Source organism: Nesterenkonia sp. NBAIMH1 (assembly GCF_007922635.1).
Lineage (GTDB): Bacteria > Actinomycetota > Actinomycetes > Actinomycetales > Micrococcaceae > Nesterenkonia > Nesterenkonia pannonica.
This window is the reverse complement of record NZ_CP042335.1, coordinates 910950-935504: the sequence shown is the minus strand read 5'-3', so window position 1 is coordinate 935504 and position 24555 is coordinate 910950. Positions and strand designations below refer to the sequence as shown.

Genomic DNA, 24555 nt, shown 5'->3' with positions numbered 1-24555 from the left:
AACCCTTGAGAGGACACATCCCGTGACACAGCAAGCCGCTCAGCCCACCGGTGAGGCTTTCACGATTATCCATCCGTTCGAGCCGCTCACGTCGGAGGAGATCAGCAGAGCGAGCACCCTCCTGCGCCAGCATCCCGAGTTCACAACTGCCCAACGCTTCGTCTTTGTGGAGCTCAAAGAGCCCGGCAAGGAGACCGTTCGCGCCTTCGATGCTGGTGTCGAGAGCCGCCGTGCGAACTGGAGCCGCGAGGCCTTCATTCTACTGCGCGACCACGCAGGCCGCCGTAGTCTCGAGGCCGTTGTCGATCTCACTGCGGAGACCGTGACCAGCTACACCGAGCTGCCAGGCTCCCAGCCGCCCATGACGGAGGAGGAGTTCCTGGCCTGTGAAAACATGATCCGCGAGGATTCGCGCGTACAGGATGCTCTTCGGAAGCGCGGGGTGCAGGATTTTTCCAAAGCTTGGGTGGACAAATGGGCGGCCGGACACATCATGGAGGCTGACGCTCCCAGTTCGCGGCGCATTGCGCGGCCGATCCTCTTCATCCAGGGCGAGGACGATGCAAACGCCTATGCCCGGCCGGTGGAGAATCTCGTGGTCACCGTTGACCTCGACAGCAACGAGATCGTGGACATTAAAGACACCGGTGTCGTCGAGCTCCCTTCGAAGAAGGGCAACTACGCTGCCGAGCGCGTCACCGACCCCCAGAACTCCCCGCATTTCCCCGAGGTGAGGGAACCGATGAAGCCCATTCATATCACTCAGCCCGAGGGGCCGTCGTTCCGCATGGAAGGCCACGGAATCGAATGGGCCAAATGGAAGCTGCGCCTGGGATTCACGGCCCGCGAAGGGCTGGTCCTGCACGACATAACCTATGACGATCGCGGCACGGAGCGATCCGTGCTCTACCGCGCGTCGCTCGCCGAGATGTACGTTCCCTACGGCGACCCTGGCGATACCCACTGGAACAAGAACGTCTTCGATGAGGGTGAGTACGGACTCGGCGGGCTGGCCAACTCCCTTGAGCTGGGCTGCGACTGCCTGGGGGAGATCACCTACGTGGACGCTCAAGTCTGTGATCAGGAGGGTCAGCCGGCCACCATCCCCAACGCGGTCTGCATCCACGAGGAGGACGCCGGCATCGGCTGGAAGCACACTGACTTCCGCACCGGCCGTGGGGAGGTCCGCCGCAATCGGCGCCTGGTCATCTCCTTCTTCGCCACCGTCGGCAACTACGACTATGGCTTCTACTGGTACCTCTACCTGGACGGCTCCATCGAGTTCGAATCTAAGCTCACCGGCATCCTCTCGACCGGAGCCTTCGGTGACGGCCAGTCACCTAAGTTCGGCGAGGTCATCGCCCCGGGTCTCTACGGCCCCAACCACCAGCACTTCTTCGCCGTCCGCCTGGATATGAACGTGGACGGCCCTGCCAACAAGCTTTACGAGTTGCAAGCCGAAGCGGCCCAGCCGGAGGAGAACCCTTGGGGCAACGCCTGGTACGAAACGAAGACCCAGCTGAAGACCGAATCCGAAGCGCAGCGGATTGCCGACCCCCTTCGTGGGCGCTCATGGCTGGTCACTCATGCGGAGAAGAAGAACACTCTCGGCGGCGACGTCGGCTACAAGCTTGAGCTCGGGGGCACTCTCGCGCTGCCGCTCTCTCAGCCCGGCTCGCAGCAGCACGCGCGCGGCGCCTTCACCCGCAAGCACCTCTGGGCTACGCCCTTCGCCGAGCGTGAGCGCTACGCAGCTGGTGAGTACGTTCCGCAGAATCCTGCATCGGGAGGTCTCCCTTCCTACACGCAGCACAACCGGTCCCTCGACGGTGAAGACCTCGTTCTATGGCCGATCCTCTGTGCCCACCATGTGGTCCGCCCTGAGGATTGGCCCGTCATGCCGGTGGCGACCGTCGGCTTGCACCTGAAGCCATCCGGCTTCTTCGACGGCAACCCGATGCTGGACCTTCCGACCCAGAAGGATGACGCCTCGTGCCACACCGGTGCCAGCTCTGGTGAGTCCTGTCACTGAGAGAGGCGCTGGGAGCGATGAGGGTCCCGCGCGTTGTACGCCGGTGTCTGGCCGTGGGGGCGGGCACCTCGGCGCTGCTGCACCTGCTGATGCTCGGGCACGGAACGTTCTGGTCCAGCATGCTCATGGCGGGGCTCGCTGTGGTCTGCCTTCCCTGCGCAGGACACCTATGGCGAGTCCCGTCGCGGCGCACAGCGGCAACGATCGGTGTGATGAACGCTGGCATGCTGCTTCTTCACATCTGGCTTCTTCTTGAGCCGGGGTCGATGATCGCCCCCGAAGCAGTTGGTCAGGGGAGTCACCGGCACCATGCGGGACTCGGCGTCATGATTGATCACACGGCTCTCCTTGTCGCCGCCACCGCCCTGGCTGCACTGGAGGTGTGTGGTGCCAGCTGGATGCTGGCTGCCCGATCGAACGCCATTCCTGGCTCCAGCAGCGGAAATGGGGCTCTGTCATGCGGAGTAAAGCAAGGTTCTCCAGGTGACCGGCAACCTGGGCCAACGCCCTTACGTAGGATGGGCGCATGAGGATCGCTGTCGCACAGGTCACTACCGGGGCCGAGGTTCAGCAGAACCTGGACCTCATCGCCGAATGGACCGCGGATGCCGCCGCCCAGGGGGCCGAGCTGGTCGTATTCCCGGAGGCCGCCCAGCGGGCCTTCGGCAACCCCCTGAAGGAGATCGCCGAGCCGCTCGACGGCTGGTTCGCCCAACAGGTCGAGAAGATCGCGGAGGAGCACGGGGTGCTCGTGGTGGTGGGGATGTTCACCCCCGGCCAGCCCAGCGAAGAAGGAGCTGAGCGCGTCACCAACACCCTGCTCATCAGCGACGGTGAGCAGCTGAAGGTCAGCTACGACAAGATCCACCTCTACGACGCTTTCGGATTCCAAGAGTCCAAGACCGTCCAGCCCGGCGCTGAGCCCGTCACCGTCAAGGTCAGCGGTGCGACCGTCGGCTTCGCCACCTGCTACGACGTGAGGTTTCCCCACCTCTTCCAGCATTACGCGCGCCGCGGTGCATCAGCGACCATCCTGCCCGCCTCCTGGCAGTCCGGACCGGGCAAAGTCGCGCAGTGGAAGACGCTCGTCACCGCCAGGGCCCTGGACTCGACGCAGTTCATCATCGCCTGCGGGCAGGCGCTGCCCAACGGGACAGACCCGGAGAAGCCGGCGTCCGCGCCGACCGGTGTGGGGCACTCCCTGGTGGTCTCGCCGACCGGGAGCGTGATCGCTGAGGCCGGCGAAGGACCCGAACTGCTGATCGTAGACATCGATCCCGCCGACGTTCAGGAGGCGCGGAAGCGGATCCCCGTCCTGGAGAATGCTCGCGACCTGAGGTGACGCCGGACGTTGGAGCCGCGTCCGGTCAGGAGGGGTGCTGGACCGGGAGGTCCTCGTCCAGGAACTCGTTGAGCTTCTGGGTCCAGTGCTCGTCGGTGCTCAGGCGGTGCTGGGCTCCGCCCTGATCCTCGATGAGCTCAATCGGCTTGGCCAGTGCCACCGATCCGACCAGCCACACGTGGTCTGCGTCGTAGAGGTCCTGGGGGGTCAGCGGACCGTAGCCCAGCTCCCACCCCTGGCGCTTGGCAGCCGCGAAGATCGCGCCCTGCGTGGTTCCCGGAAGGATTCCGGCTTCGAGGATGGGGGTGATGAGCCGCGGGCGCTCCGGGTCGGCCGGATTCTTCTTCAGCATCAGCACAGACGAGACAGGCCCCTCGAGGACCTGCTCGCGCGGGGTGACGAAGATGGCGTCGTTGTGGCCGTTGGCCTTCGCATGCCGCAGCGCGGCCATGTTGACTGCGTACGAGAGCGTCTTCGCCCCCAGCAGCAGCCACGGCGCGCGGTCGGCCAGGTCCGCGTCGTACCCGCGATCCAGCAGCATCACGGAGATGGGGGAGAAGCGCTTGGCGATGGTCTCCTCAGGCACGGGGGTCAGCAGCGCCCAGTACGTCCCGGCGAAGAGAGGGTCATCGCTTGCGGGCTCACCGTCCACGCCGCGAGTCGCGGAGAGCCGTACCGTCACCTCTGCGGGAAGGCCTCCGCGGGCCTCGAACTCGTCAAGGCCGCGACGAACGGCAGCCCGCCACGACTCGGCCGGAGGAATGCCGATATCGGTGATGTCTGCTGATCGCTGCAGGCGAGCCAGATGCGCGTCGAACTTCCGCACGTGACCTTCGCGGACCAGCATCGTCTCGAAGATTCCGTCGCCGCGAACGGCGCCGAGATCGGTGACGCGCAGCTGCGGCTGGTGGGGGTCGAAGAGGAAGCCCTCGGGGTGCTCAGGGTCGATGCGGACAGCCACGGCGGACACGGAGCTGTCCTGAAAGTGCTCAGCCATAGGGACCAGCGTACTCTGTCGCGCGCAGTCTGCTCCCCGTCGGGGAGGAATGGTCGTATTGTTGGGATGATGCTGTGGCCTTTGAGCGGATTGGGGATCGAAAACTTCCCCACGTGGGCGGTGGCGCTCATCCTCGCCGTAGAAGTGGGCGTCCGCCTGGCCGTGCTCGGCTTCATCCCGGAGAACAGGCGTCCGCAGACTGCCATGGCCTGGCTCATCGCGATCTTCTTCATCCCGGCGCTCGCGCTGCCGCTGTTCCTGCTGATCGGCAGCGCCAAACTCTCAGCCCGGCGGCAGCGTCGTCAGGCGAGGATCAACGAAGAGGTGCTGAAGGCCACGCGGGGCATGGACCTCTCGGACCAGCTGCGTGATCTCGACGAGCAGCTCGGCGGCACGGCTGCGCTGAACCGAAATCTGGGGGCCTTCCCTGTGCAGGACGGAAACAGCATCGACCTGATCTCCGACTATGACGACTACTTCGACCAGTTGGCGGACGTCATCGATGAGGCGGAGCAGTACGTCCACGTGCTCTTCTACATCATCGGAGCTGACGACACCGCCGGCAAGGTCCTTGATGCCTTGGAGCGTGCAGCAGCCCGTGGCGTGACGGTCAGGCTTCTCTACGATCATGTGGGAAGCATGCGCACCAACGGCTACCGCAGACTGGTGCGGCGGCTCCGCATGGCAGGGCGCCGGTGGCCCGATCACTTCAACTGGCACCGTGTGCTGCCCATCCGACCCTTCCGCCTGCGGTTCTCGCGGCCCGATCTGCGCAATCACCGCAAGATCGTCGTCGTCGACGGGCACACGGCCTTCACCGGCAGCGCCAACCTGATCGAGTCTCAGTACCTGCGCAGAACCTCCCGACGCCTGGGCAGACACTGGGTGGAGCTCAACGCGAGGATCACCGGCCCGGCAGTCTCAGGGTTGGACATCGTGTTCGCCACCGACTGGTACGCAGAGTCGGACGAGAACCTGGCTCTCACCCGCCACGGCCACCCCCTGATGGTCGACATCGAAGCCGACGAGGCAGCCCGCGGCGGCTCACTGGCCCAGGTGGTGCCCTCCGGCCCCGGCTTTCCCGATGAGAACAACCTTCGGCTCTTCAACGACCTCATCTATCAGGCCACCGACCGGATCGTGGTCTGCACTCCGTACCTCGTCCCCGACGACTCCCTCCTCTACGCCCTGACGAACGCCTCGTACCGGAACGTGGATGTCGTCGTCCTCGTCACGGAGAAGGCTGATCAGCTGCTGGTGCAGCACGCCCAGCAGTCCTACTACCAGGCGCTGCTGGAAGCCGGAGTGCGAATTCTCAGGTACCCCGCGCCCGATGTGCTGCATTCGAAGTTCATGGTCATCGACCGTGATACCGCCGTCCTCGGCTCCTCCAACATGGACATGCGGTCCTTCACGCTGAATCTCGAGGTGACGCTGATGGTGGTCGACGAGGAGACTGTCAGGGCGTTCGACCAGATTCTGGCGCAATATTTCGCCATATCCTCGGAGGTGACCGCCGAGGCATGGGCGGGACGGAGCCTGGCCACGCGATACCTCGACAATGTGAGTCGGCTCACAGCTGCACTGCAGTGACGTGTTTTCCATTACCCTGGTGCGCGTGCCTCGACCAGCCCACAGCTTCTCACGGACGGTGAGTGCTGTCGCCGCCGCTTCGGCGGTCTGTCTCCTCAGCGCCTGCGGTGCCGATGAGACCCCGAACGGCGAGGATGAGACTCCCGAGCCCACCGCCGAGGCCACCGAGGGCACCACGGCCAGTCCGGATGAGGAGAGCCCGGCGGAGGACGACGAGCCGAGCGAGCCCGAGCCCTTCAGCGGCGAGGAGATGACGGAGATCCTCCTCACGTCCGGCGAGCTGCCGGAGACGCCCACCGGGCACTCCACTCATACGGGACTCGACTGGTTCACCGAAGAGCTCGCAGTGGAATCGACCGCCTACGCCGATGCCTTCGGCGAATCCGAATGCGCCTCCGCTCTGGACACCATCAATGTGGACCTCGTGGGCGAGGAGGCTCAGGAGGGACTTGCCCATGAGTACCAGCGCACGACGGGCGAGGACGACGGCGATGCCGAGGACGCCGCCACGGAGACGCTGGTGGTCTGGGCACTGGCCTACCCGGCGGACACCTCCCGAGAGACCGCGGAGCTCTGGGAGGATCTCGCGGCATCCTGCGAGGACGATCTGGAGCGCGGCGGCGACACCATCAGCGTCGAGCCCCTGGAGCCCAGCGATGATGAGCTCTTCACCGGAATGAGCCTGACCATCACGATGAGCGACGGCGACGACGCGGCCGAGATCGATGTGTTCTCAGCCACCGCCGACGTGGGGCCCAACACCGTCATGCTCAGCGCCGTCAATATGGACCGGAGCACCTTCGTGGACCTGCTGGACGCCCAGGAGGACAAGATCCAGGATCATCTCGCGGGCTAGCTAGCGCTCCGGGAAGCCGGCTCCCAGGGCGCCGAGCACGCCGCGAGCCTTCACCAGCACCTCATCCCATTCGCGCTCAGCGACAGAGTCCGAGGTGATGGCCCCTCCGACTCCCAGATGGAACGAGGCCGACTCGGCTCCTGGCGTTCGGCGCAGCACCGCCGTGCGGATCAGCACGGAGAGGTCGCAGCTGCCGTCGGAGCCGAAGTGCCCGGCGGCTCCCGCATAGGGCCCTCGGCTTCCGCCCTCCAAGCGGCGAAGAATCTCCATCGTCGAGATCTTCGGCGCACCGGTCATCGACCCCGGCGGGAAGGCGGCCAGCACCGCAGCCGCGCGCGATGCGCCGGGCGCCAGCCGGGCGCTGATCGTCGAGACCATCTGGTGCACCGTCGGGTAGCTCTCCACAGCGCACAGGCGTTCCGTGCGGAGCGTCCCGGCCTGCGAATGCTTGGACAGGTCGTTGCGGACGAGGTCTGCGATCATGATGTTCTCCGCCCGGTCCTTGGGGTCTGTCCGCAGCTCCTCGAGCAGAGCGGCATCACTCTCAGGGGTGGAGCCCCGGGGGCGCGTGCCCTTGATCGGCTCCGAGCGCATGGTGCCGTCCGGGGCGACGCTGAGAAATCGCTCCGGTGAGGTCGACAGCACCTCAACTGTGCCTCCGTCGGCTTCGGGAAGGATCAGCAGCTGGGTGAACGGCGCTCGGTTCGCGGACCGGAGCCGACGGTAGGCACTCATCGCGTCTCCATGGAGGGTCCCGCAGACCGCAGTGGTCAGGCATACCTCGTAGGAGTTCCCGCGGCGGATCTCCTCCTTCGCCGCAGCCACCTTGCTGAGGTACTCCGCGCGGGAGTCCCGGACGCAGAGGTCGGTCAGGACGGGAGTGACGCTCTGAGGCTCCTCGACGACGAGATCTGCGACGGCTGCCTCGACCAGCTCATGCCAGCCGGGCTCTCCTCGGATCTCGAGGCCGCCGGTGCTGTGGTCGACGATCACGCTCCGCTCGGCTCTGAAGAAGTATCCGGTGAGCTCGTACTCGATCATGCCGAACCAGTCCGCCCCACCGGGCCAGACGCTCTCGAGCCATGCGGGCAGCTCCTCGGCGGACGGCGCGGCGGTCTCCGTGCCGAAGGCGAGCAGGCTTCGGCGCCCTCTCGAGGCAGGCATATGCGCCGCGTCCGAGGAGTCGAGGAAGGCCTGCGGCCCCGGGGGAAGCTGACGGCTCAGCGCCTCGAACAGGGCGAAGGCGCGGTCAGGCATGCGGGCCATCCTATTCTGCGCGCACGGGGGCCGCGCAGGTTCATGACGGGGTTCAGGGTCGCGTCTGCCGAAACGAGACGAGCCGGGCACAATATGTTCTGGCAGATCTGGTCTGCAGCGATGACTTTCGAAGGGTATTGATGGCACGTCTTCTCTACAGGCTGGGTCTCTTCGCGGCACGGAGGGCGAAGTCGGTCCTGGCGTTCTGGTTCGCGATGCTTGTGCTGGCCGCAGCTGCGTTCGCCGGCTTCGGCGGGCAGCTGACTGACCAGATCTCGATGCCGGACCTGGAGACCTCCGAGGTCGCCGACCGGCTGGCCGACGAGCTCCCCGATGCTGGGGGCGGCTCCGTCACGGCTGTGGTGCGCAGCGAGGACGGCTCGGCGATCACTGAGGAGCAGCGTGAGGCTGTCGAGGATCTCATCGCCGAGGTGGAGTCACATGACGTCATCGACGAGATCACCGACCCGTGGGCGGCGCAGGAGGACCTGGCCGAGGCCGAGGAGGAGCTTCAGGAGGGGCGCGCCGAGCTGGAGGACGGCCAGGAGCAGCTGGATGAGGCTGAGGCCGAGCTCGACCAGGCGCGTGAGCAGCTCGACGGGCTCGACCGCGAAGGTCTCGAAGAGGCTCAGGCGGAGGTGGACCAGGCGTGGGATGACGCCGGCATCACACCTGAGGAGGCCGAGGAGCAGCGCCAGGAGGTGGAAGCCGGACTGGCGGAGCTGGATGCCGCCGACGCCGAGCTGGACGCACAGGTGGAGCAGGCTCTGGCTGATGGCACGTGGTCTCAGCAGGAGGCGGAGCTGAACGCTCAGCGTGCGGAGATCGCAGCTCAGCGCAGCGAGCTCCTGGAGGCTCAGGCCCAGCTCCAGGCGCTGGAGCCGCTGGAGGCTCAGCAGGAGGAGCTCGACGCCGCTGAGGAGGCGCTCACCGAGATCGAAGAGGGTGAGGAGGAGCTCGCGGAGCAGCGCGAGGAGCTGGAGTCGGGCGACGCGGAGCAGGAGCTGGATCAGGCCGAGCGTCAGCTGGAGCTGAACGAGGAGTTCCAGCTGCTCTCCGAGGACGAAGGCGTCGCGGTGCTGATGGTGGGCTTCGACGTGCCGATGGAGCAGGTGGGCACCGAGGCCCTGGCTGCTGTCTCCGATGAGCTGACCGGCGCGGACATCGACGGCCTGGACGTGCTGCCCGGGGGTGACCTCTCCATGGAGGTGCCCCCGCTCTTCGGGTTCGCCGAGGCAGTGGGTCTTCTGGTGGCCGGACTGGTGCTCTTCATCATGCTGGGCACTTTTGTGGGCGCGGGGCTGCCCCTGCTCTCGGCGATCCTGGGCGTCGGCATTGCGGTCCCCGCGGCGATCTCCCTCTCCGGGTTCATCGAGATGAACAGCATCACGCCGATTCTGGGGCTGATGCTCGGACTGGCCGTCGGCCTCGACTACGCCCTGTTCATCATTCACCGCCACCGCGAGCAGCTCAAGGGGGGTGCGGAGCTGCACGAATCCATCGGACTGGCCAACGGCACCGCCGGCAACGCGGTGCTCTTCGCAGGCATCACCAATGTCATCGCGCTGCTGGCGCTCAACGTCACCGGCATCCCGATGCTCGCGATGATGGGCTCGGTGGCAGCCTTCTGCGTCGTCGTCGCGGTGATGCTCGCCACCACGATCATTCCTGCGCTTCTGCGTCTGGCCGGGCGACGGATCCTGAGTCCGCGCGAGCGCCGCTACATCGGTGCTGACTGGACGTCCCAGGGCAGCGCTGAGAGCCGCATCTCCGAGCCCATCTCCGTGGGCCACTCGCTGCTCTACGGAGCGGTGAGCATCGCGGCGCTGGTCGTGCTCGCCCTGCCGGCCGCGGACATCCGGCTTGCGTTCCCCGACGCCGGCTCGGAGGCGGAGGACACCGCGGCGCACCAGGCCTACATCGCCATCGAGGACGCGTTCGGCCAAGGCATGAACGGTCCGCTGCTCGTGGTCTCCGACTTCCCCGCCGGTATGGAGGACCTGGAGGCGGGGCAGACGCAGCTCGACGTGGCGGAGGAGCTGGGCAGCCTGGAGCAGGTGGAGACGGTGGTCCCCATTGCGATGAACGATGAGAACACCATGGCCGCCTACCAGCTCATTCCGCAGGAGGGCCCCGCAGGAGCGTCGACTCAGAACCTCGTCCACCTGCTGCGGGACTCGAACCCCGTGGAGGAGCAGGGAGTCGAAGAGATATCCGTGGCCGGCGTGACCGCAGCGGAGATCGACATCTCCGACATCATTTCGGACGCCATGCCGCTGTACCTCGCCCTGGTCATCGGCCTGTGCCTGCTGCTGATGATCATGGTGTTCCGATCGCTTCTGCTGCCGGTGGTGGCCACATTGGGCTTCGTGGGATCGCTCGCGGCGTCGGTGGGCATCGTCGTAGCCGTCTTCCAGTGGGGCTGGGGCGCTGAGATTCTCGAACTGGGCAGGCCGGGACCGATCATGACCATGCTGCCGATCCTCATGGTCGGCATCCTGTTCGGCCTGGCGATGGACTATCAGCTCTTCACCGCCTCGGGCATGCGCGAGGCCTATGCCAAAGGTGTGCCCGCGCGGCTGGCCGTGCGTCGCGGTCTGCATGCGGGCCGGGCCGTGGTCACCGCCTGCGCTCTGATCATGACCTCGGTGTTCGCCGGGTTCATCTTCACTCCCGACCCGATGATCGCCTCCATCGGTCTGGGCCTGGCCGTGGGCGTGCTGCTGGACGCGTTCGTGGTGCGTGTGGTGCTGGTGCCGGCCGTGCTGACCCTGCTGGGTTCCGCCGCCTGGTGGATGCCCGCGTGGCTGGACCGTGTGCTTCCGGACATCGACGTCGAAGGCGCACGGCTGATCGAGCCGGAGCCGCGCCCGAGCGGCTCCGAGGCGGCAGAGCGGGAGGAGGTACGCATATGACGAGCACGAAGAGAGGACGTCCGCGCAGCGAAAGCTCGCACCGATCCGTCATGGAGGCAGTTGCCCGCCTCCTCGACCAGCAGCGGTGCCCGTATGAGGAGGTCACGGTCGAGGGCATCGCGGCCGAGGCCGGCGTGGGCAAGCAGACGATCTATCGGTGGTGGCAGAACAAGGCTGCGGTGATCCTGGAAGCGCTGCTGACGGGATATCTGAGACTCGATTTCGACCCGGTGCCGAACACTGGGGACCTCAGGGCTGACCTGCACGCGTGGTTGGACGAGGGGCACCGGGGTGACGACGTGCCGACGATGGTGCGCAGCCTGATGGCGGCCATCGTGACCGCGGGACCGGAGACTCAGGCGCTGATGGCCGAGGCCGAGCCGTGGGCCAACACCCACCTCGCGGACCGCTTCCGGGCCGCCGCAGAGGCTGGCCACCTCCGCGACAGCGTGGAGCCGTCGATGCTCGCCTCGGCGCTGATGGGACCGGTGGTGCTGCGCATGATCACCGTCGGAGACCCGGACCCGGAATGGATGAGGGGTCTGATCGACATCCTGCTGAACGGCGCACTGGCCCCATAGGATGTGAAGTTCATCACTTTCGAGTCTCTGCGTCTCGATTCGTTCTTCTGAGACGCGGCGTCCCGTTTATGCTCGTGGCATGGCAAAGCTCCTCTTTCGGCTCGGGCTGCTCGCTGCGCGCCGCGCTAAGACCGTCATCGCCGCCTGGCTCGCCCTGCTCGCGCTGGCCGCAGCGTCCTTCCTCGCGTTCGGGGGGAACCTGACAGACCAGATCACACTGCCTGATCTGGAGACCACTGAAGTGGCCGATCGCCTGGCGGAGGAGCTTCCCGATGCAGGCGGCGACAGTGCCAGCGCCGTGCTCAGGACTGAGGACGGCTCCGCCTTCTCGGAGGCGCAGGAGCAGGAGGTCGCTGCGCTCGTCGACGAGCTTGAGGAGCGGGACGCTGTTGCTGAGGTGACGGATCCCTTCGCCGCGGAGTCTGACATGGCTGAGGGGCGGGATGAGCTGTCAGAAGGCAGGGACGAGCTGGAGTCCGGTGCCGATGAGCTGGAGTCGGCGCGGGCCGAGGTGGACGAGGGCCGCGATGAGCTGGACGCCGCCCAGGAGCAGCTGGACGCCGCCGTGGCCGAGGCAGAGGCGGGAGGCTACTACGATGCCGCCGCACCGGAGCTCGAGACCCAGCAGCAGGAGCTCGACGCGGCCCAGGAGGAGCTCGACGAAGCCCTCGTCGAGATCGAAGATGCTGAGGAGGAGCTCGCAGACGGAGAGGCCGAGCTGGATCGAGGCGAGGCCATGCTCGAGCTCACCGAGGAGCTTGCGCTGGTGTCCGAGGACGAGGACGTCGCCGTCATGATGGTGAGCCTCTCCGACTCATTCGCCAACATGGGGCTCGAGGAGCTCTCTGCCATCGACGAGCAGCTCACCTCAGCCGGCATCGACGGCGTGGAGATCCTGCCGTCCTCGGAGCTCTCCCAGGAGATGCCCCACCTGTTCAGCGTGGCCGAAGTGATCGGCCTGATGGTTGCGGCCCTGGTGCTGCTGATCATGCTGGGCACCTTCGTGGGCGCGGGACTGCCGCTGCTGAACGCACTGGTCGGCGTCGGAATCGGCGTGGCCGGTGCGATGTCGCTCTCCGGCGCAGTCGAGATGATGTCGGTGACGCCGATCCTGGGTCTGATGCTCGGGCTGGCCGTCGGCATCGACTATGCCCTGTTCATCCTGCACCGACACCGACGGCAGCTCAAGAGCGGGATGGGTGTCCGAGACTCCATCGGCCTGGCCGTCGGAACAGCCGGCAATGCCGTGGTCTTCGCAGGCGCTACCGTGGTCATTGCGCTCCTCGCGCTGAACACGACGGGGCTTGGGTTCCTCGGTCTCATGGGCACCGTGGCGGCTGCCTGCGTCGTCATCGCTGTGCTGATGGCCGTGACGATGACCCCCGCCATGCTCTCGTTGGTGGGGGAGAGGATACTCAGCCGGAAGGAGCGGCGCGCGGTGAGCGGCGCCGATTCTGCCGCTGCCCAGCACGAACGTGAAGGCGCTGCGCCCGAGAGCTCTCAGCAGGTCGTATCACCCATGTCCGGGCGGAAGGCGCTGGGGATCGCCGCACTGTCCCTGGTGGGGCTGGGGATCCTTGCTGTGCCTGCGGCTGACCTGCGCCTGGGGCTTCCCGACGCGAGCTCGGAGGCCGCCGACTCCACGGCCTACATGGCCTATGCCGAGACCGAGGAGGCGTTCGGCCAAGGCATGAATGGTCCCCTGGCAGTCCTCGCTGACCTTCCTGAAGGGCTCAGTGAGGAGGAGGCGACCGACTATCAGATTGACGTCGCCGGGGTTCTTTCGGACCATGACGACATCGCGGCAGCCGTGCCTGCGGCTCTCAACGACGAGCACACTGCGGCCGTCTTCCAGGTGATCCCGGAGGAGGGGCCTGCGGCCGCCTCCACTGAGGCGCTGGTCTATGAGTTCCGCGACGGAGACCCTCTGGCAGGAAGCGGCATCGACGGCGTGGAGCTGTCAGTCGCCGGCATCACGGCCGCCAATATCGATGTCTCCGGCGTCATCGCGGACGCTCTGCCGCTCTACCTGCTGGTGGTGGTGGGCCTCTCGCTGCTGCTGATGATCATGGTGTTCCGCTCACTGGTGCTGCCGGTGGTGGCAACCCTCGGGTTCGTCGGCTCGTTCGCGGCGGCAGTCGGCGTCGTGGTGGCCGTCTTCCAGTGGGGGTGGTTCGGCGAGCTCTTCGGAGTGACCGAGCCCGGTCCGATCCTGACGTTCCTGCCCATCATCATGGTCGGAATCCTGTTCGGGCTCGCGATGGACTACCAGCTGTTCACCGGCTCCGGAATGCGCGAGTTCTACGCCCACGGCACGGAGGCGCGCCTGGCGGTCCGTCAAGGGCTGCTGGCAGGCCGTTCGGTGGTGATCGCGGCGGCGCTGATCATGGGCTCCGTGTTCGCCGGCTTCATCTTCACCCCGGACCCGATGGTCGCCTCCATCGGGCTGGGGCTCGCCGTCGGCGTGCTGCTCGACGCCTTCGTGGTGCGCCTGCTGCTGGTTCCGGCGGTGCTCACGCTCGTCGGGCGGGCCGCCTGGTGGCTGCCGCGCTGGCTGGACAGGCTCCTGCCCGACGTCGACGTGGAGGGTGCGAAGCTCGAGCGGCAGGGCGCCTCGCAGCTATGAGTCGTCCGGGTCCGGCTCCGTTCTCAGGAGAGGGTCTTCGACGAGCTCATGCACGCCGTCGATGATCCGGTTGGGGCGGAAGGGGTAGTCGGCCACGCTGGCCTGCGATGAGACCCCGGTCATGACCAGCACGGTGTACATTCCGGCTTCCATGCCGGCGACGATGTCGGTGTCCATCCGGTCGCCGATCATGGCCGTGTTCATCGAGTGGGCGCCGAGCCGGTTGAGCGCAGAGCGGAACATCATCGGGTTCGGCTTGCCGACCACATATGGATCCCGGCCGGTCGCCTTGGAGATCAGCGAGGCGATGGCGCCTGTGGCGGGCATGACCCCTTCGGGCGAAGGGCCTGTGGCATCCGGGTTGGTGACGATGAACTTCGCCCCGCCGTTGATGAGGCGCACTGCCCTGGTGATTGCTTCGAAGCTGTAGTTGCGGGTCTCGCCGACGACTACGTAGTCGGGGTCGGTCTCGGTCATGATGAAGCCGACTTCGTGAAGCGCCGTGGTCAGCCCGGTCTCGCCCACGACGTAGCAGGTGCCTGCCGCGTTGGCCTCCCCGCCTACCTGCTGTGCGAGGAAGGTCGCAGTCGCCAGCGCCGACGTCCAGATGCGGTCCTCAGGGACCACCAGCCCTGAGTTCCTCAGCCGAGCGGAGAGATCGCGCGCGGTGTAGATCGAGTTGTTGGTGAGGACGAGATAGGGGAGGTCCCGGCGGCGCCACTGCTCCAGCAGCTCGGCCGCGCCGGGGAGAGCCTCGTACTCCCGCACGAGGACCCCGTCCATATCGGTCAGCCAGCATTCGATGTTCGCATCTCGCTCCATGGCCTCATCCTATGGGGCGGCGGAAGAGGGCGACAGGGTTGACGACCCCCAGGATCCATGGTTCATTAGTTAGGTAACTAACCATTGAAGTTCTGGTGCGGAGGCGCTGAGCCGATGACCACGACCTCCTAAGGCGGTGAATGGGTGGAAGAAGGACGTCCGCTGTTCGTGCAGATTGCGGAGCAGGTTGAGGCTTCCGTGCTTGACGGATCCCTGGCCGAAGGCGAGCGCGCCCCCTCGACGAATGAGCTGGCGGCCTTCCACCGCATCAACCCGGCAACGGCGGCCAAGGGCATCAACCTCCTGGTCGACCGGGGGGTCCTCGTCAAGCGCCGCGGACTGGGGATGTTCGTCGCCGACGGCGCGCGCGACATTCTCCGCTCCGAGCGGCGTCGGAGCTTCGCCCATGACTACGTGGACCCGATGGTGGCTGAGGCCAGGCACCTCGGCATGACAGATGACCAGCTGATCGAGCTGCTGCGCGAGCGAGCGCAGCGTCACGAGTAGAGGAGGAGCGGCTATGGCGGAGCCATACGAGGGCGTCGCAGTGAGCGCACGAGGACTGACACGGACCTACGGAAGGGCGCATGCTCTCCGCGACGTCGATCTGGACCTGGCGGCGGGGCAGGTGCACGGGCTGCTGGGCCGCAACGGCGCAGGGAAGTCCACTCTCATGTCCATCGCCACGGGCCAGGAGTATGCCACTGCGGGTGAAGTGCGGATCTTCGGCGAGCATCCTCACGAGAATGAGGGGATCCTTCCCAAGATCTGCTTCATCCGCGAATCCCAGCAATACCTGGACGACATTCGCGCGGTGCACGCATTCAGGGCGGCGGCGGATGCCTTTCCACGGTGGGACTGGGACCTGGCCGAGCGTCTGATCCACGAATTCCAGGTCCCGGAGAAGACCAAGATCAAGAAGATGTCCCACGGCCAGAGGTCTGCTGTCGGAGTGATCACCGGCATCGCCTCCCGTGCTGAGCTCACACTCTTCGACGAGCCCTATGTGGGGCTGGACCCGGTGGCCCGCAGTCAGTTCTACCGGGCCCTGCTGGAGGACTACACCGAGCACCCTCGGACCATCGTCGTCTCCTCCCATCTCATCGATGAGATCGCGCATCTGATCGAGAATGTGGTGCTCATCGACCACGGGCAGGTGATGCTTCATGAGGCCGCCGACGACATCCGCGAACGTGCCGTCACCCTGGTCGGAAGGGATGATGCTGTCACGCTGATCGCGGGTGATCGTGAGGTCCTCACTCGCGAAGAGATGGGAAGAACCGTCCGCGTGACAGTCGAGCGTGCGCTCAGCGACGCGGAGCGCCGACGGGCGGCCGAGCTGGACGTCGACGTGCTTCCTGTGGGCCTGCAGGATCTGGTGGTGCATCTCACCACCCGGGAGCAGACTTCGAGCGGAAAGGAGAACGGAGCATGAAGCGCATCATCGCTGCAGCGCGGCTGCACCTGCTGCCGAAGAGCAACGTCATCACGATGACCTTGATGGTGCTGCCCATCGCGTACATCATTCAGCTGGGGATCGTCTCCTGGCTGCAGCTGCAGAATGAGCAGATGCCCGGTGGGGGCAATGTGGGCGGCGTCTACGGCGCCGTGATCGGAGCGCTCGTCGTCACAGCAGCCATGGCTGGGGCCTACGGGGTGCCGCACGCGCTGAGCCTCAGCTACAGCCGGAGGGTCACACTGGCAGGGCTTGTCCTCGTGTTCGCCGCGTCCTCACTGACTGCCGGTGCGCTCGTCGCCGCAGTGATCGGCCTGGAGCAGCTGACGGACACGTTCGGCACCGGGCAATCCATGCTGGCGATCCCTGACCTCATGGAGCCCGCCGGAGCGTGGGGACTGGGGCTGGTGATCGCTGCAACGACCATGTTCCTCATGATGAACGGCTTGTTGGCGCCGATGCTCTATCGTCGGCTGGGCACGGCGAGGATGCTCATCGTCTACGGGCTGGCCGCCGTGGTTCTGCTGGTCGGCGGTGCCGGGATCACCGCGGCGGGCGGCTGGGGTGCCGTGTTCAGCTGGGTCGTTGAGCAGAACGCTCTGACGTGGACAGGCTGGCTGACGCTTGGAGCCCTGGTGATGACGGGAGCGAACTGGCTGGTGATCCGCCGCATTCCGGCCGCCTAGTGGCGGGCGCCGCCTGCCGCGCAGCAGCAGCGCATGAGAAAACCCCCGAGTCGGCTGCGTGAGGGGGACGCTTGATAGCCGGCTCGGGGGTTTGAATCACTCGCACCTTGATGAGGTGCTTACTAATGTAGGGGCCCACCTTGAAGGGATGCCCCAAAACCCCTGAACATTCGCTGTGAGTTTTTGGGCGGCTCTACTGACCGTGCTCGGCGAAGTAGCTGTCGCCGTAGCCGCCGGGGCTGCCCTGGAGTCCGAGCTGCCGTGAGCAGGAGGGCCACGCGCCCCAGCCCTGACGCTGGTAGAGCGCGTAGGCGCGGTTGATCTGCTCAGCGCGGGAGGCCTCGTGGGGTCGGCCGGTGCCGCCGACCCACTCCCAGGACTGCTGGGAGAACTGCAGGCCGCCGTAGTAGCCGTTTCCGGTGTTGATCGACCAGTTGCCGGAGGACTCGCACTGCGCCAGCTCGTCCCATGCCCGGCTGTACGGGCCGTGCGGGGACTGGCGGTGCATGCCGCTGCTGGGCCCCTGCCGGGCGGGGGTCGTGCTGCCGCTCGAGCTCCCGGAGGAGCTCGTGCCGGAGCTGCTGGATCCGGAGGCGCTCGACTCGTTCGATCCGGATGCGGTCGACTCCGACGGGGCGGAGGTGCTGGACTCGCTGGAACCGGAGCTGCTCGAGTCTGAGGAGCCGGAGCTGCGTGACCCGCCCGAGCTGTCTGAGTCGTTGGAACCAGAGCTGCTTGAACCTTCGGAGTCGCTCGATCCAGAGCCGCTTGAGCTGGAGGTGCTCGAGCCGCTCGATCCGGAGCCGCTCGATCCGGATGTGCTCGAACCCGAGCTCGAACTGCTGCTCTGCCCGGTGCTGTCGTTGGATGAGGAGGAGCTGGAGTCCAGTCCGCTCAGGTAAGCAGTGGAGAGCCATCCGGTTCGGCCGCTGTGCTGAACCTGAGCCCAGCCGGAGCTCTGCTGGAGGACCGTCACATCCGTTCCTCGGGAAAGGGTGCTGATCACGCCGTGCTGCGTGCTGGGACCGGAGCGGAAGTTCAGCGCCGCTGTTGTGCTTGCCGTCGGTCCGCTGGCGGGGCTCTCCGATGCTGAGGGGTCAGTCTCGCTTGAGTCGTCTCGGCTGGGAGCGTCGTCTGCAGCGGAGGAGCTCGATGTGCCTGCGCTGGTGCTCGGAGTGCTGGAGTCCTCGTCTGATTCGGCGGACGCGGCGTCTTCTGTGCCGGGGAGCTCCAGGAGGGACTTCGCCAACCATCCTGTGGTGCCCTGGTGCCTGATCTGGACCCAGTGGTCTGTCTCGTTCAGGATGTCCAGCTCGGTCTGGGGTGCGACAGTTCGCACGACGCCGTGGTTCAGTCCGGCTCCGGAGCGCAGATTCTGCGTGGTCGTGGTCGTCGCCGTCCCCAGGGAGGCGCTGGAGCTGGCGGTCTCATCGCTGGACGAGGACGATGAAGATGAGTTCGATCCGGACGACCGTGAAGCGGAGGATGAGCCGTCTGCGGAGGAGCTTGCGCTGCGTCCCTGCTCGGACGACTGCGAGGAGGAGCGGGAAGAGTCGGAGGATCCGGAGCTGGAGCTCCCACTGTCCGTCTCCCTCTGGGGCGATGCAGGAGCAGACGATCCCGTCTGAGCGTCGTCGCGCGATGCTGACCGCGCCTGGCCTGAGCTCTGCGAGGATTCGCCCGATCCCGATCCCGATCCCGATCCCGATCCCGAGCTCGGGGAGGGGGCCGGGGAGCTCTGCGAGCGTGTGCCCTGCGAACTCGTCGCCGTGTCTCCGCCGGAGCTGTCCCGAGAGCTGGCGGGGGCCGAGGCGTCCTCGGACGCCGAAGCCGAGGATTGGCCGCCGACCGGTGCCATGTAGAAGCTGTTGGACCACACTTCCTGGCCGTTGCGGCTGAACTGGACCCAATCGCCCCTGCGGTCGGTCACGGTGATCTGAGTGCCGGCGGGCATGCCCTGGAGCACCGGGTGGTGCACCCCTGGGCCGCTCCGGGCGTTCAGGGGCGTGGTGACGCGCAGGCGCTCACCGGTGCTTGAGGAGCTGCTGGAGGGAGCGTTCGTGGAGGTGCTCGCGGCCCTAGCTTCGCCGGCCGGCTCCAAGTAGTCGCCGTGAGACCACACGCTGCGGCCGCTGCGCTCGAACTGGACCCACTTGCCGCTGCGGCCCGTGGCGGTGACCTCAGTTCCGGTGAACATCCCGTCCACCACGGGGTGCTGCATACCGGGGCCGCTTCGGACGTTCAGAGGCTGGGTGACCCGCAGGCGCTCGTTCACACTGTCATCGGTGCGGGACGTCGGTTTTGAAGCAGGAACGCGCAATTCGATGCCCCTGAGAGTGACGTCCCGGCCAGCTGGGGAGTGCTGAACTGAGACGAGCTGAGGTGTTGGGGTCCCGCTCCGCTGCTTGGGGCATCGGTGTGGGCGGATGCTCCGGCAGCGCTCAGCGGCACCACGGCTCCGGCCGCCAGCGTTCCGATGATGGCCGGAGCCAGCTTCTTCTGGGCAGTCACAGTCTTTTCCTCACTCTTGGGCACCCGATGCACGGGCCTTCCGCCGCTGGCAGGTGCCGCGGCGGAAGCCCGTTCGGACTGCTGAGGGATCAGGTGCGCGATGGGAAGCACAGCCCTCGGCAATCGCCGCCAGCGTAATGAGAGCCCGCGCGTTCATGCGATTCACAGCTCAAGCACAGGTTTAAGGTCAGAAAGGCGGCATTCATGTGGTTGCCTGTGCGTCTGCCTAGAAACGGGGGCTCGGCGGGCTGACAGACTCACAGCGAATGCCCAGTGAAAACAGGGGGTCCCGTCAAGGTCTGCCGCCGAATATAGAGAGTGCCTCTTCAAGGTGCGAGTGATTCAGCCCCCGGGCCGGCATTCTTAAGCGTCCCCCTCACGCAGCCGGACCGGGGGCTTCTCTCTGCCCGGCGCCCTCTCAGTACACTGGATCACTATGACTGAGGGACCTGTCTCGCCCGTTCGTCTGGACGCGTGGCTGTGGTCAGTTCGGGTCTTCAAGACCCGGTCCGCAGCCACTGAGGCGTGCCGTGCCGGGAAGGTCAAGATCGGCGGTGAGGCGGCCAAGCCCGCGCTGAAGATCACCCCCGGCACCTATGTCCACATTTCCAGGCCCGGCTACACAGTGATCCTCGAGGCTGTGCACACCCACGCCAAACGAGTGGGAGCGCCCGTCGCGCATCAGGCGTACCGCGACCACTCGCCGGAGCAGATCAGGCCGCGGGATGTGGGTCTGCCCCGGCGTGAGAGAGGCACCGGCCGGCCCTCCAAGAAGGAACGCCGCCAACTGGAGCTGCTTCGCGGATACACCAAGAGGTACGGCCCGGATCAGTAGACTGTCGCGCATGTCTGACAAAGTTGCTCTAGGACCTGCCGACCAGCTGCCCGCCGGCGAGGTGATGCTCGCTTCGGGCAAGGACACCGGCTACGGCGAAGACATTGCGGTGGTGCACGCGGCCGAGGGAGGCTACTACGGCCTCGACGACGAATGCTCCCACGAGGCTGTCTCGCTCTCGGACGGCTTCGTCGAGGAGGGTGTGCTGGAGTGCCCCATGCACGCCTCCGGCTTCTGCCTGAAGACGGGCGTGCCGGAGACTCCTCCGGCGCTCGAGCCGGTCAGGACTCACCTGGTCACGGTGGAGGACGGCGTCCTCTACCTTCACCCCGGCACCCCGCACCCGGAGTCGGCCCAGGCTTAGCCGAAGCGGGCGTCCACTGCGTCGCCGTGCGCCGGCAGCCCCTCCTCGTCGGCGAGGCGCCGCACGTGGGCGCTGACCATGCCCAGACCCTCTCTGCCGTAGTGGACCACCTGCTGGGACCGCATGAACGCCGTGACGTTGAGCCCTGAGGAATAGCGCGCCGCGCCGCCGGTGGGCAGAATGTGGTTCGACCCGGCGCAGTAGTCGCCCAGGGAGACGGGCGTGTAGGGGCCCACGAAGATCGCGCCGGCCTCAGTGATCCGCTCCGCTACCCGGGCGTCGTCGCCCGTCATGATCTCAAGGTGCTCGGCGCCGTAGGCGTTGGCCACCGCGATCGCGGCGTCCAGGTCATCCACCACCAGCACCGCAGACTGCGAGCCTGTCAGCGAGGAGCGGACACGCTCGGCATGCTTCGTGACCGCGGCGCGCGTCTCCACGTGCTCGATCACGCGCTGGGCCAGGCTCTCCGAGGGGGTGACCAGCACGGCGGCGGCGAGCTCATCGTGCTCGGCCTGAGAGATGAGGTCGGCTGCGATCAGGTGGGCCGGGGCCGTCTCGTCGGCCAGCACCATGATCTCGGTCGGGCCGGCCTCGGAATCGATGCCCACCGCGCCCTGGACGGCCCGTTTGGCCGTCGCGACGAATATGTTGCCCGGCCCGGTGATGAAGCTGACCGGGGGGCAGTCGAGCTCGCCCGCCTCGCTGCGCGCCCCGTAGGCCAGCATCGCGATCGCCTGGGCGCCTCCGGCCGCGTACACCTCATCGACGCCCAGCAGGTGCGCCGCCGCGAGGATCGTGGGGTGCGGCCACCCCCCGGAATCCTTCTGGGGCGGAGAGGCGATCACCAAAGATTCGACGCCCGCCACTTGGGCCGGAACCACGTTCATCACCACTGACGACGGGTACACCGCCTGGCCGCCCGGCACATAGAGTCCCACGCGCGCCATCGGCACCCACCGGTTGGTGACCCTGGCGTCGGGCCCCGGGGTGATCACGGAGGCGGCGGGCAGCTGAGCGGAGTGCACCTCCCGGGTTCGGGCGATGGCAGTCTCCAGGGCCTCCCGGATCTGGGGGTCAAGGGCTGCTGCAGCCTCTGCGAGCACCTCCGCGGGGACCCTCAGGGCACTGGGCCTGACCCCGTCGAAGCGTTCCGCGAAGTCCATCATGGCTGCGGTCCCGCGCGTGCGCACCTCCTGCAGAATGGGCGCCACAGCGTCCGTGGTGCCGGTGATGTCCGTGCCGGCGCGCGGGAGCAGCTCGGAGTCGGGGCTGAGCGTCAGCGATGAGACGGCGGTGCCGCGCAGGTCTTTGAGGGTCAGCAACGAATCTCCTGGGACGTGGCAGGGCGGGGTGATCAGAATCATTGTTCCAGCATTCGTGTGTTCTTTCCGCCAGCGACAGCGCCGTGGCAGGATGCAGCCATGCTGAATGCCGATCCGAACCTGACCTCTGCGGGGGCTGCGCCCGGCGAAGGCGGCGAGCCCGATGTGCTCGACGAGGCCGTCACCCAGATGGAGGAGCACGTCCCCGAGCAGTTCGAACAGATCGTCTCCGAGGCGGGACCTCTCATGGGGGTGCTGCTCGGCGCATCGATCGTCGCGCTCTTCGCCGCTGCTGTCACGCTGACGATCCACGCGGTCTTCAAGCAGATCTTCCGCAGAAAACCCGCCGTCCGACGGGCGGTCAGCCGAACGCGGCTGCCTCTGTTCTGCGTGCTGCTCTTCTCCGGCTCTGCCCTGAGCGTCTACTTCGCCCTTGACGCATGGTGGCAGGGCCCCGTCTACGTGGCACTGCTCATCGCGTTCATCGTCAGCGTGGCGTGGTGGGCGCTCAGGGCCGTCCAGGTGGTCAAGGCGATCATCCTGTCCAAGTACGTGGGGGAGGACGAGCCCGACCCGGAGGACCGTCGAGGCCGGCGCGTGCAGACCCAGGTGGACCTCATCGGCAGGATCCTTGCTGCGATCATCATCACCGTCGCCGTGGCCGCCGTGCTGCTGCTCAACGAGAATCTGCGGGGTCTGGGCGCCGGTGTGCTGGCCTCAGCAGGTGTGGTCTCTGTGGTGGCAGGCCTGGCCATGCAGTCCACCCTGTCGAACGTGATCGCCGGGATCCAGCTGGCCTTCACAGACTCAATCAGAGTGGGCGACGTGATCGTCATCGAGGGAAACTTCGGCAACGTCGAGGAGATCACGCTCTCGGCCGTCGTGGTGAAGTCATGGGACGGGCGCAGATTCATCTACCCCAGCGCGCACTTCGTCGCGACCCCCTTCGAGAACTGGACCCGCGTGGGCACTGAGCTGATGGGCACCGTCGAGCTCGATGTGGACTGGAGGGTGCCGATGGACGCCCTGCGGCAGCGTCTGAAGGAGACCGTGGGCGCCAGTGAGCTGTGGGACGGCGATACGTACAACCTGCAGCTGACCGAGGCCACGGAGGGCCACGTGCAGGCCCGTGTGGTCGTATCTGCCCGCAACTCCGCGGATCTGTGGGACCTGCGGTGCCTGATCCGTGAGGATCTCGTCAGCTTCATCCGCACTGAGCACCCCTACGCGCTGCTCACCCAGAGGATGCTCTACAGCAGCGAGGAGGCGCTCACCGCAGTGCCGGACAGCAGCCGGAGCGAGACGGCGCCGGAGATCCAGTCGGCTCCCCCCACCCCCAGCGAGGGCGTGGGGCTGTTCACCGGGTCGATCAGCGCCGTTCAGCGCAGCAGGGACCTGGTCGGACCTGGAGAGGACGCCTACCGCGAGCGCAAAGAGCGCCAGGAGGACCAGCACAAGGAGTAGCGGCCCATCTGCTCATCGGGCGGGGCCCGTCCCGGCCTCCCCAGGAGCTCAGGATCGGTCGGCGCGCGGGGATGAGTCCTTCTCCGACTCGTCCGTGCTCTCCTCAGAGCTGTCCTGCCCAGGGATTCCGACTCCGCGCTCGGTGACCCAGTGGACCACCCGGTCAGGCACGAACCGCAGGCCGGTGGTCAGCGCGCGGTAGTGGGCCGAGGGCACCGACTGGGCTGCGCCCTGGGCGTTGTCGGTCAGCGCCTGGCGCACCACGTCGTCGGGCTCGAGCCACATCCATTTCTTCGCGCCTGCGATGTGGATTCCGCCGCGCTCGTGGAACTCGGTGCGGACCAGCCCCGGACAGACGGCAGTGATGAGCACGCCGTCGTGCTTGTGCTGCTGGTGAAGGGCCTTGGAGAAGTTCAGCATCCACGCCTTGGCCGCGGAGTAGGTGCCGGTGGGGGTGAAGGCGGCGACCGAGGCGACGTTGATGATGCGGCCCCCGCGCCGTGCCACCATGTGGCGCAGGGCCGTGTGGGTCAGCTCCATGGTGGTCTGGACGTGCAGCCGCACCAGCCCGCGCTCGGCATCCAGGCTGCTTTCGATGAACGGCTCTCCCAACCCGTGCCCGGCGTTGTTCACCAGCACGTGAACAGGGTTCGATTCGTCGCTGAGGCGTTCCTGCACGGCAGCGACACCGTCTTCGGTCATCAGATCCGCGACGATGGTCTCGGCGTCGGTGTCATAGCGGCGGCGCAGGTGCTCGGCCTGCTCGGTGAGCTTGTCCTCCCGACGAGCGACGAGCACCACTCCGTACCCCTGCGAGGCCAGCTGGCGGGCGAATTCTGCCCCCAGACCGGCGGTTGAACCTGTGACGAGTGCGGTATGAGATGCCATAGGTCCAT

General features: G+C 66.7%; 22 protein-coding genes and 1 pseudogene. 15 read left to right on the top strand and 8 right to left on the bottom strand.

The genetic code is table 11. The features are described from left to right. The first annotated feature begins 22 nt into the window (after positions 1–22). Positions 23–2032, top strand: coding sequence for a primary-amine oxidase (locus tag FS388_RS04330; RefSeq protein ID WP_146340046.1), 2010 nt, complete (start codon positions 23–25; stop codon positions 2030–2032). Positions 2033–2558: 526 nt separating this feature from the next. Beyond that, positions 2559–3374, top strand: coding sequence for a carbon-nitrogen hydrolase family protein (locus FS388_RS04325; protein WP_146340044.1), 816 nt, complete (start codon positions 2559–2561; stop codon positions 3372–3374). A gap of 25 nt (positions 3375–3399) precedes the next feature. On the opposite strand, the gene FS388_RS04320 is transcribed toward FS388_RS04325, so the two are convergent. Next, positions 3400–4371 (bottom strand): aminotransferase class IV, encoded by a 972-nt coding sequence (locus FS388_RS04320; protein WP_146340042.1) that lies wholly within the window; start codon positions 4369–4371, stop codon positions 3400–3402. A 66-nt stretch (positions 4372–4437) separates the two neighbouring features. Between FS388_RS04320 and cls the strand changes: the two genes are divergently transcribed. Then, a complete protein-coding gene (gene cls, locus FS388_RS04315) occupies positions 4438–5964 on the top strand; it encodes a cardiolipin synthase (RefSeq protein ID WP_371708663.1) in 1527 nt (508 codons plus the stop codon). Between the two features lie 25 nt (positions 5965–5989). Beyond that, a complete protein-coding gene (locus tag FS388_RS04310; RefSeq protein WP_146340040.1) occupies positions 5990–6820 on the top strand; it encodes a hypothetical protein in 831 nt (276 codons plus the stop codon). On the opposite strand, the gene FS388_RS04305 is transcribed toward FS388_RS04310, so the two are convergent. Further along, complete coding sequence (locus FS388_RS04305) at positions 6821–8077, bottom strand: anthranilate synthase component I family protein (protein ID WP_246836294.1); 1257 nt, start codon at positions 8075–8077, stop codon at positions 6821–6823. A 140-nt stretch (positions 8078–8217) separates the two neighbouring features. On the opposite strand from FS388_RS04305, the gene FS388_RS04300 reads away from it, so the two are divergent. The 3 genes from FS388_RS04300 to FS388_RS04290 all read left to right on the top strand — a co-directional run bounded on the left by FS388_RS04300 (position 8218) and on the right by FS388_RS04290 (position 14199). Then, entirely contained in the window at positions 8218–10992 is a 2775-nt protein-coding gene (locus FS388_RS04300; protein ID WP_146340036.1) for an MMPL family transporter, read from the top strand. Next, the gene (locus FS388_RS04295; protein WP_146340034.1) at positions 10989–11573 is read left to right on the top strand and encodes a TetR/AcrR family transcriptional regulator; all 585 of its coding nucleotides are present in this window, start codon (positions 10989–10991) and stop codon (positions 11571–11573) included. The genes FS388_RS04300 and FS388_RS04295 overlap by 4 nt, the downstream gene beginning before the upstream one ends. Before the next feature lie 79 nt (positions 11574–11652). Next, positions 11653–14199, top strand: coding sequence for an MMPL family transporter (locus tag FS388_RS04290; RefSeq protein WP_146340032.1), 2547 nt, complete (start codon positions 11653–11655; stop codon positions 14197–14199). On the opposite strand, the gene FS388_RS04285 is transcribed toward FS388_RS04290, so the two are convergent. Continuing rightward, positions 14194–15021: an HAD-IIA family hydrolase gene (locus FS388_RS04285; protein WP_146340030.1), complete on the bottom strand. Its 828-nt coding sequence runs from the start codon at positions 15019–15021 to the stop codon at positions 14194–14196. The two genes, FS388_RS04290 and FS388_RS04285, sit on opposite strands and share 6 nt — an antisense overlap. Before the next feature lie 144 nt (positions 15022–15165). Between FS388_RS04285 and FS388_RS04280 the strand changes: the two genes are divergently transcribed. From FS388_RS04280 to FS388_RS04270, 3 genes are read left to right on the top strand one after another with little or no spacing between them, the layout of a single operon-like run. Then, positions 15166–15528 carry a GntR family transcriptional regulator gene (locus FS388_RS04280; RefSeq protein WP_146340028.1) on the top strand — a complete coding sequence of 121 codons (363 nt, stop codon included), beginning with the start codon at positions 15166–15168 and terminating at the stop codon, positions 15526–15528. Positions 15529–15541: 13 nt separating this feature from the next. Further along, positions 15542–16456 (top strand): ABC transporter ATP-binding protein, encoded by a 915-nt coding sequence (locus FS388_RS04275; RefSeq protein ID WP_146340026.1) that lies wholly within the window; start codon positions 15542–15544, stop codon positions 16454–16456. Next, a complete protein-coding gene (locus FS388_RS04270; protein WP_146340024.1) occupies positions 16453–17163 on the top strand; it encodes a hypothetical protein in 711 nt (236 codons plus the stop codon). Before FS388_RS04275 ends, FS388_RS04270 begins: the two co-directional genes overlap by 4 nt. A gap of 193 nt (positions 17164–17356) precedes the next feature. Here FS388_RS04270 and FS388_RS13215 read toward each other — a convergent pair whose 3' ends face one another. Then, a complete protein-coding gene (locus tag FS388_RS13215; protein WP_371708772.1) occupies positions 17357–17671 on the bottom strand; it encodes a transglycosylase family protein in 315 nt (104 codons plus the stop codon). Here FS388_RS13215 and FS388_RS13210 point away from each other — a divergent pair. Beyond that, on the top strand, positions 17670–18065 hold the full coding sequence (locus FS388_RS13210) for a hypothetical protein (RefSeq protein WP_246836293.1): 396 nt from the start codon (positions 17670–17672) through the stop codon (positions 18063–18065). The two genes, FS388_RS13215 and FS388_RS13210, sit on opposite strands and share 2 nt — an antisense overlap. Before the next feature lie 47 nt (positions 18066–18112). On the opposite strand, the pseudogene FS388_RS13425 reads toward FS388_RS13210, so the two are convergent. Beyond that, a pseudogene (locus FS388_RS13425) lies at positions 18113–18484 on the bottom strand (SH3 domain-containing protein); the annotation flags it as partial. A 631-nt stretch (positions 18485–19115) separates the two neighbouring features. Between FS388_RS13425 and FS388_RS13200 the strand changes: the two are divergent. Then, a complete protein-coding gene (locus tag FS388_RS13200; protein ID WP_246836291.1) occupies positions 19116–19268 on the top strand; it encodes a hypothetical protein in 153 nt (50 codons plus the stop codon). 166 nt (positions 19269–19434) lie between these two features. On the opposite strand, the gene FS388_RS04260 is transcribed toward FS388_RS13200, so the two are convergent. After that, positions 19435–19674, bottom strand: a complete 240-nt coding sequence (locus tag FS388_RS04260; protein WP_146340020.1) for a hypothetical protein — start codon at positions 19672–19674, stop codon at positions 19435–19437. 436 nt (positions 19675–20110) lie between these two features. On the opposite strand from FS388_RS04260, the gene FS388_RS04255 reads away from it, so the two are divergent. After that, positions 20111–20509: an RNA-binding S4 domain-containing protein gene (locus FS388_RS04255; protein ID WP_146340018.1), complete on the top strand. Its 399-nt coding sequence runs from the start codon at positions 20111–20113 to the stop codon at positions 20507–20509. 10 nt (positions 20510–20519) lie between these two features. Continuing rightward, positions 20520–20873, top strand: a complete 354-nt coding sequence (locus tag FS388_RS04250; RefSeq protein ID WP_146340016.1) for a Rieske 2Fe-2S domain-containing protein — start codon at positions 20520–20522, stop codon at positions 20871–20873. Here the strand turns inward: FS388_RS04250 and hisD are convergent. Then, positions 20870–22195 carry a histidinol dehydrogenase gene (gene hisD, locus FS388_RS04245; RefSeq protein WP_371708658.1) on the bottom strand — a complete coding sequence of 442 codons (1326 nt, stop codon included), beginning with the start codon at positions 22193–22195 and terminating at the stop codon, positions 20870–20872. The genes FS388_RS04250 and hisD overlap by 4 nt on opposite strands. Positions 22196–22294: 99 nt before the next feature. Here hisD and FS388_RS04240 point away from each other — a divergent pair, with 99 nt between their 5' ends. Continuing rightward, the gene (locus tag FS388_RS04240; protein ID WP_146340012.1) at positions 22295–23659 is read left to right on the top strand and encodes a mechanosensitive ion channel family protein; all 1365 of its coding nucleotides are present in this window, start codon (positions 22295–22297) and stop codon (positions 23657–23659) included. 48 nt (positions 23660–23707) lie between these two features. On the opposite strand, the gene FS388_RS04235 is transcribed toward FS388_RS04240, so the two are convergent. Continuing rightward, on the bottom strand, positions 23708–24547 hold the full coding sequence (locus FS388_RS04235; RefSeq protein ID WP_146340010.1) for an SDR family oxidoreductase: 840 nt from the start codon (positions 24545–24547) through the stop codon (positions 23708–23710). Positions 24548–24555: the final 8 nt, after the last annotated feature.

What these genes read in the sequence shown, in the direction of transcription:
- FS388_RS04275 (WP_146340026.1), top strand. Translation starts at nt 15,542, where the DNA reads ATGGCGGAGCCATACGAGGGCGTCGCAGTGAGCGCACGAGGACTGACA.
- FS388_RS13215 (WP_371708772.1), bottom strand. Translation starts at nt 17,671, where the DNA reads ATGCACCGCCAGTCCCCGCACGGCCCGTACAGCCGGGCATGGGACGAG.
- FS388_RS04240 (WP_146340012.1), top strand. Translation starts at nt 22,295, where the DNA reads ATGCTGAATGCCGATCCGAACCTGACCTCTGCGGGGGCTGCGCCCGGC.
- FS388_RS04305 (WP_246836294.1), bottom strand. Translation starts at nt 8,077, where the DNA reads ATGCCTGACCGCGCCTTCGCCCTGTTCGAGGCGCTGAGCCGTCAGCTT.
- cls (WP_371708663.1), top strand. Translation starts at nt 4,438, where the DNA reads ATGATGCTGTGGCCTTTGAGCGGATTGGGGATCGAAAACTTCCCCACG.
- FS388_RS04300 (WP_146340036.1), top strand. Translation starts at nt 8,218, where the DNA reads ATGGCACGTCTTCTCTACAGGCTGGGTCTCTTCGCGGCACGGAGGGCG.
- FS388_RS04325 (WP_146340044.1), top strand. Translation starts at nt 2,559, where the DNA reads ATGAGGATCGCTGTCGCACAGGTCACTACCGGGGCCGAGGTTCAGCAG.
- FS388_RS04285 (WP_146340030.1), bottom strand. Translation starts at nt 15,021, where the DNA reads ATGGAGCGAGATGCGAACATCGAATGCTGGCTGACCGATATGGACGGG.
- FS388_RS13210 (WP_246836293.1), top strand. Translation starts at nt 17,670, where the DNA reads ATGCCGCTGCTGGGCCCCTGCCGGGCGGGGGTCGTGCTGCCGCTCGAG.
- FS388_RS04270 (WP_146340024.1), top strand. Translation starts at nt 16,453, where the DNA reads ATGAAGCGCATCATCGCTGCAGCGCGGCTGCACCTGCTGCCGAAGAGC.
- FS388_RS04255 (WP_146340018.1), top strand. Translation starts at nt 20,111, where the DNA reads ATGACTGAGGGACCTGTCTCGCCCGTTCGTCTGGACGCGTGGCTGTGG.
- FS388_RS13200 (WP_246836291.1), top strand. Translation starts at nt 19,116, where the DNA reads ATGCCCTGGAGCACCGGGTGGTGCACCCCTGGGCCGCTCCGGGCGTTC.
- FS388_RS04235 (WP_146340010.1), bottom strand. Translation starts at nt 24,547, where the DNA reads ATGGCATCTCATACCGCACTCGTCACAGGTTCAACCGCCGGTCTGGGG.
- FS388_RS04290 (WP_146340032.1), top strand. Translation starts at nt 11,653, where the DNA reads ATGGCAAAGCTCCTCTTTCGGCTCGGGCTGCTCGCTGCGCGCCGCGCT.
- FS388_RS04295 (WP_146340034.1), top strand. Translation starts at nt 10,989, where the DNA reads ATGACGAGCACGAAGAGAGGACGTCCGCGCAGCGAAAGCTCGCACCGA.
- FS388_RS04250 (WP_146340016.1), top strand. Translation starts at nt 20,520, where the DNA reads ATGTCTGACAAAGTTGCTCTAGGACCTGCCGACCAGCTGCCCGCCGGC.
- FS388_RS04320 (WP_146340042.1), bottom strand. Translation starts at nt 4,371, where the DNA reads ATGGCTGAGCACTTTCAGGACAGCTCCGTGTCCGCCGTGGCTGTCCGC.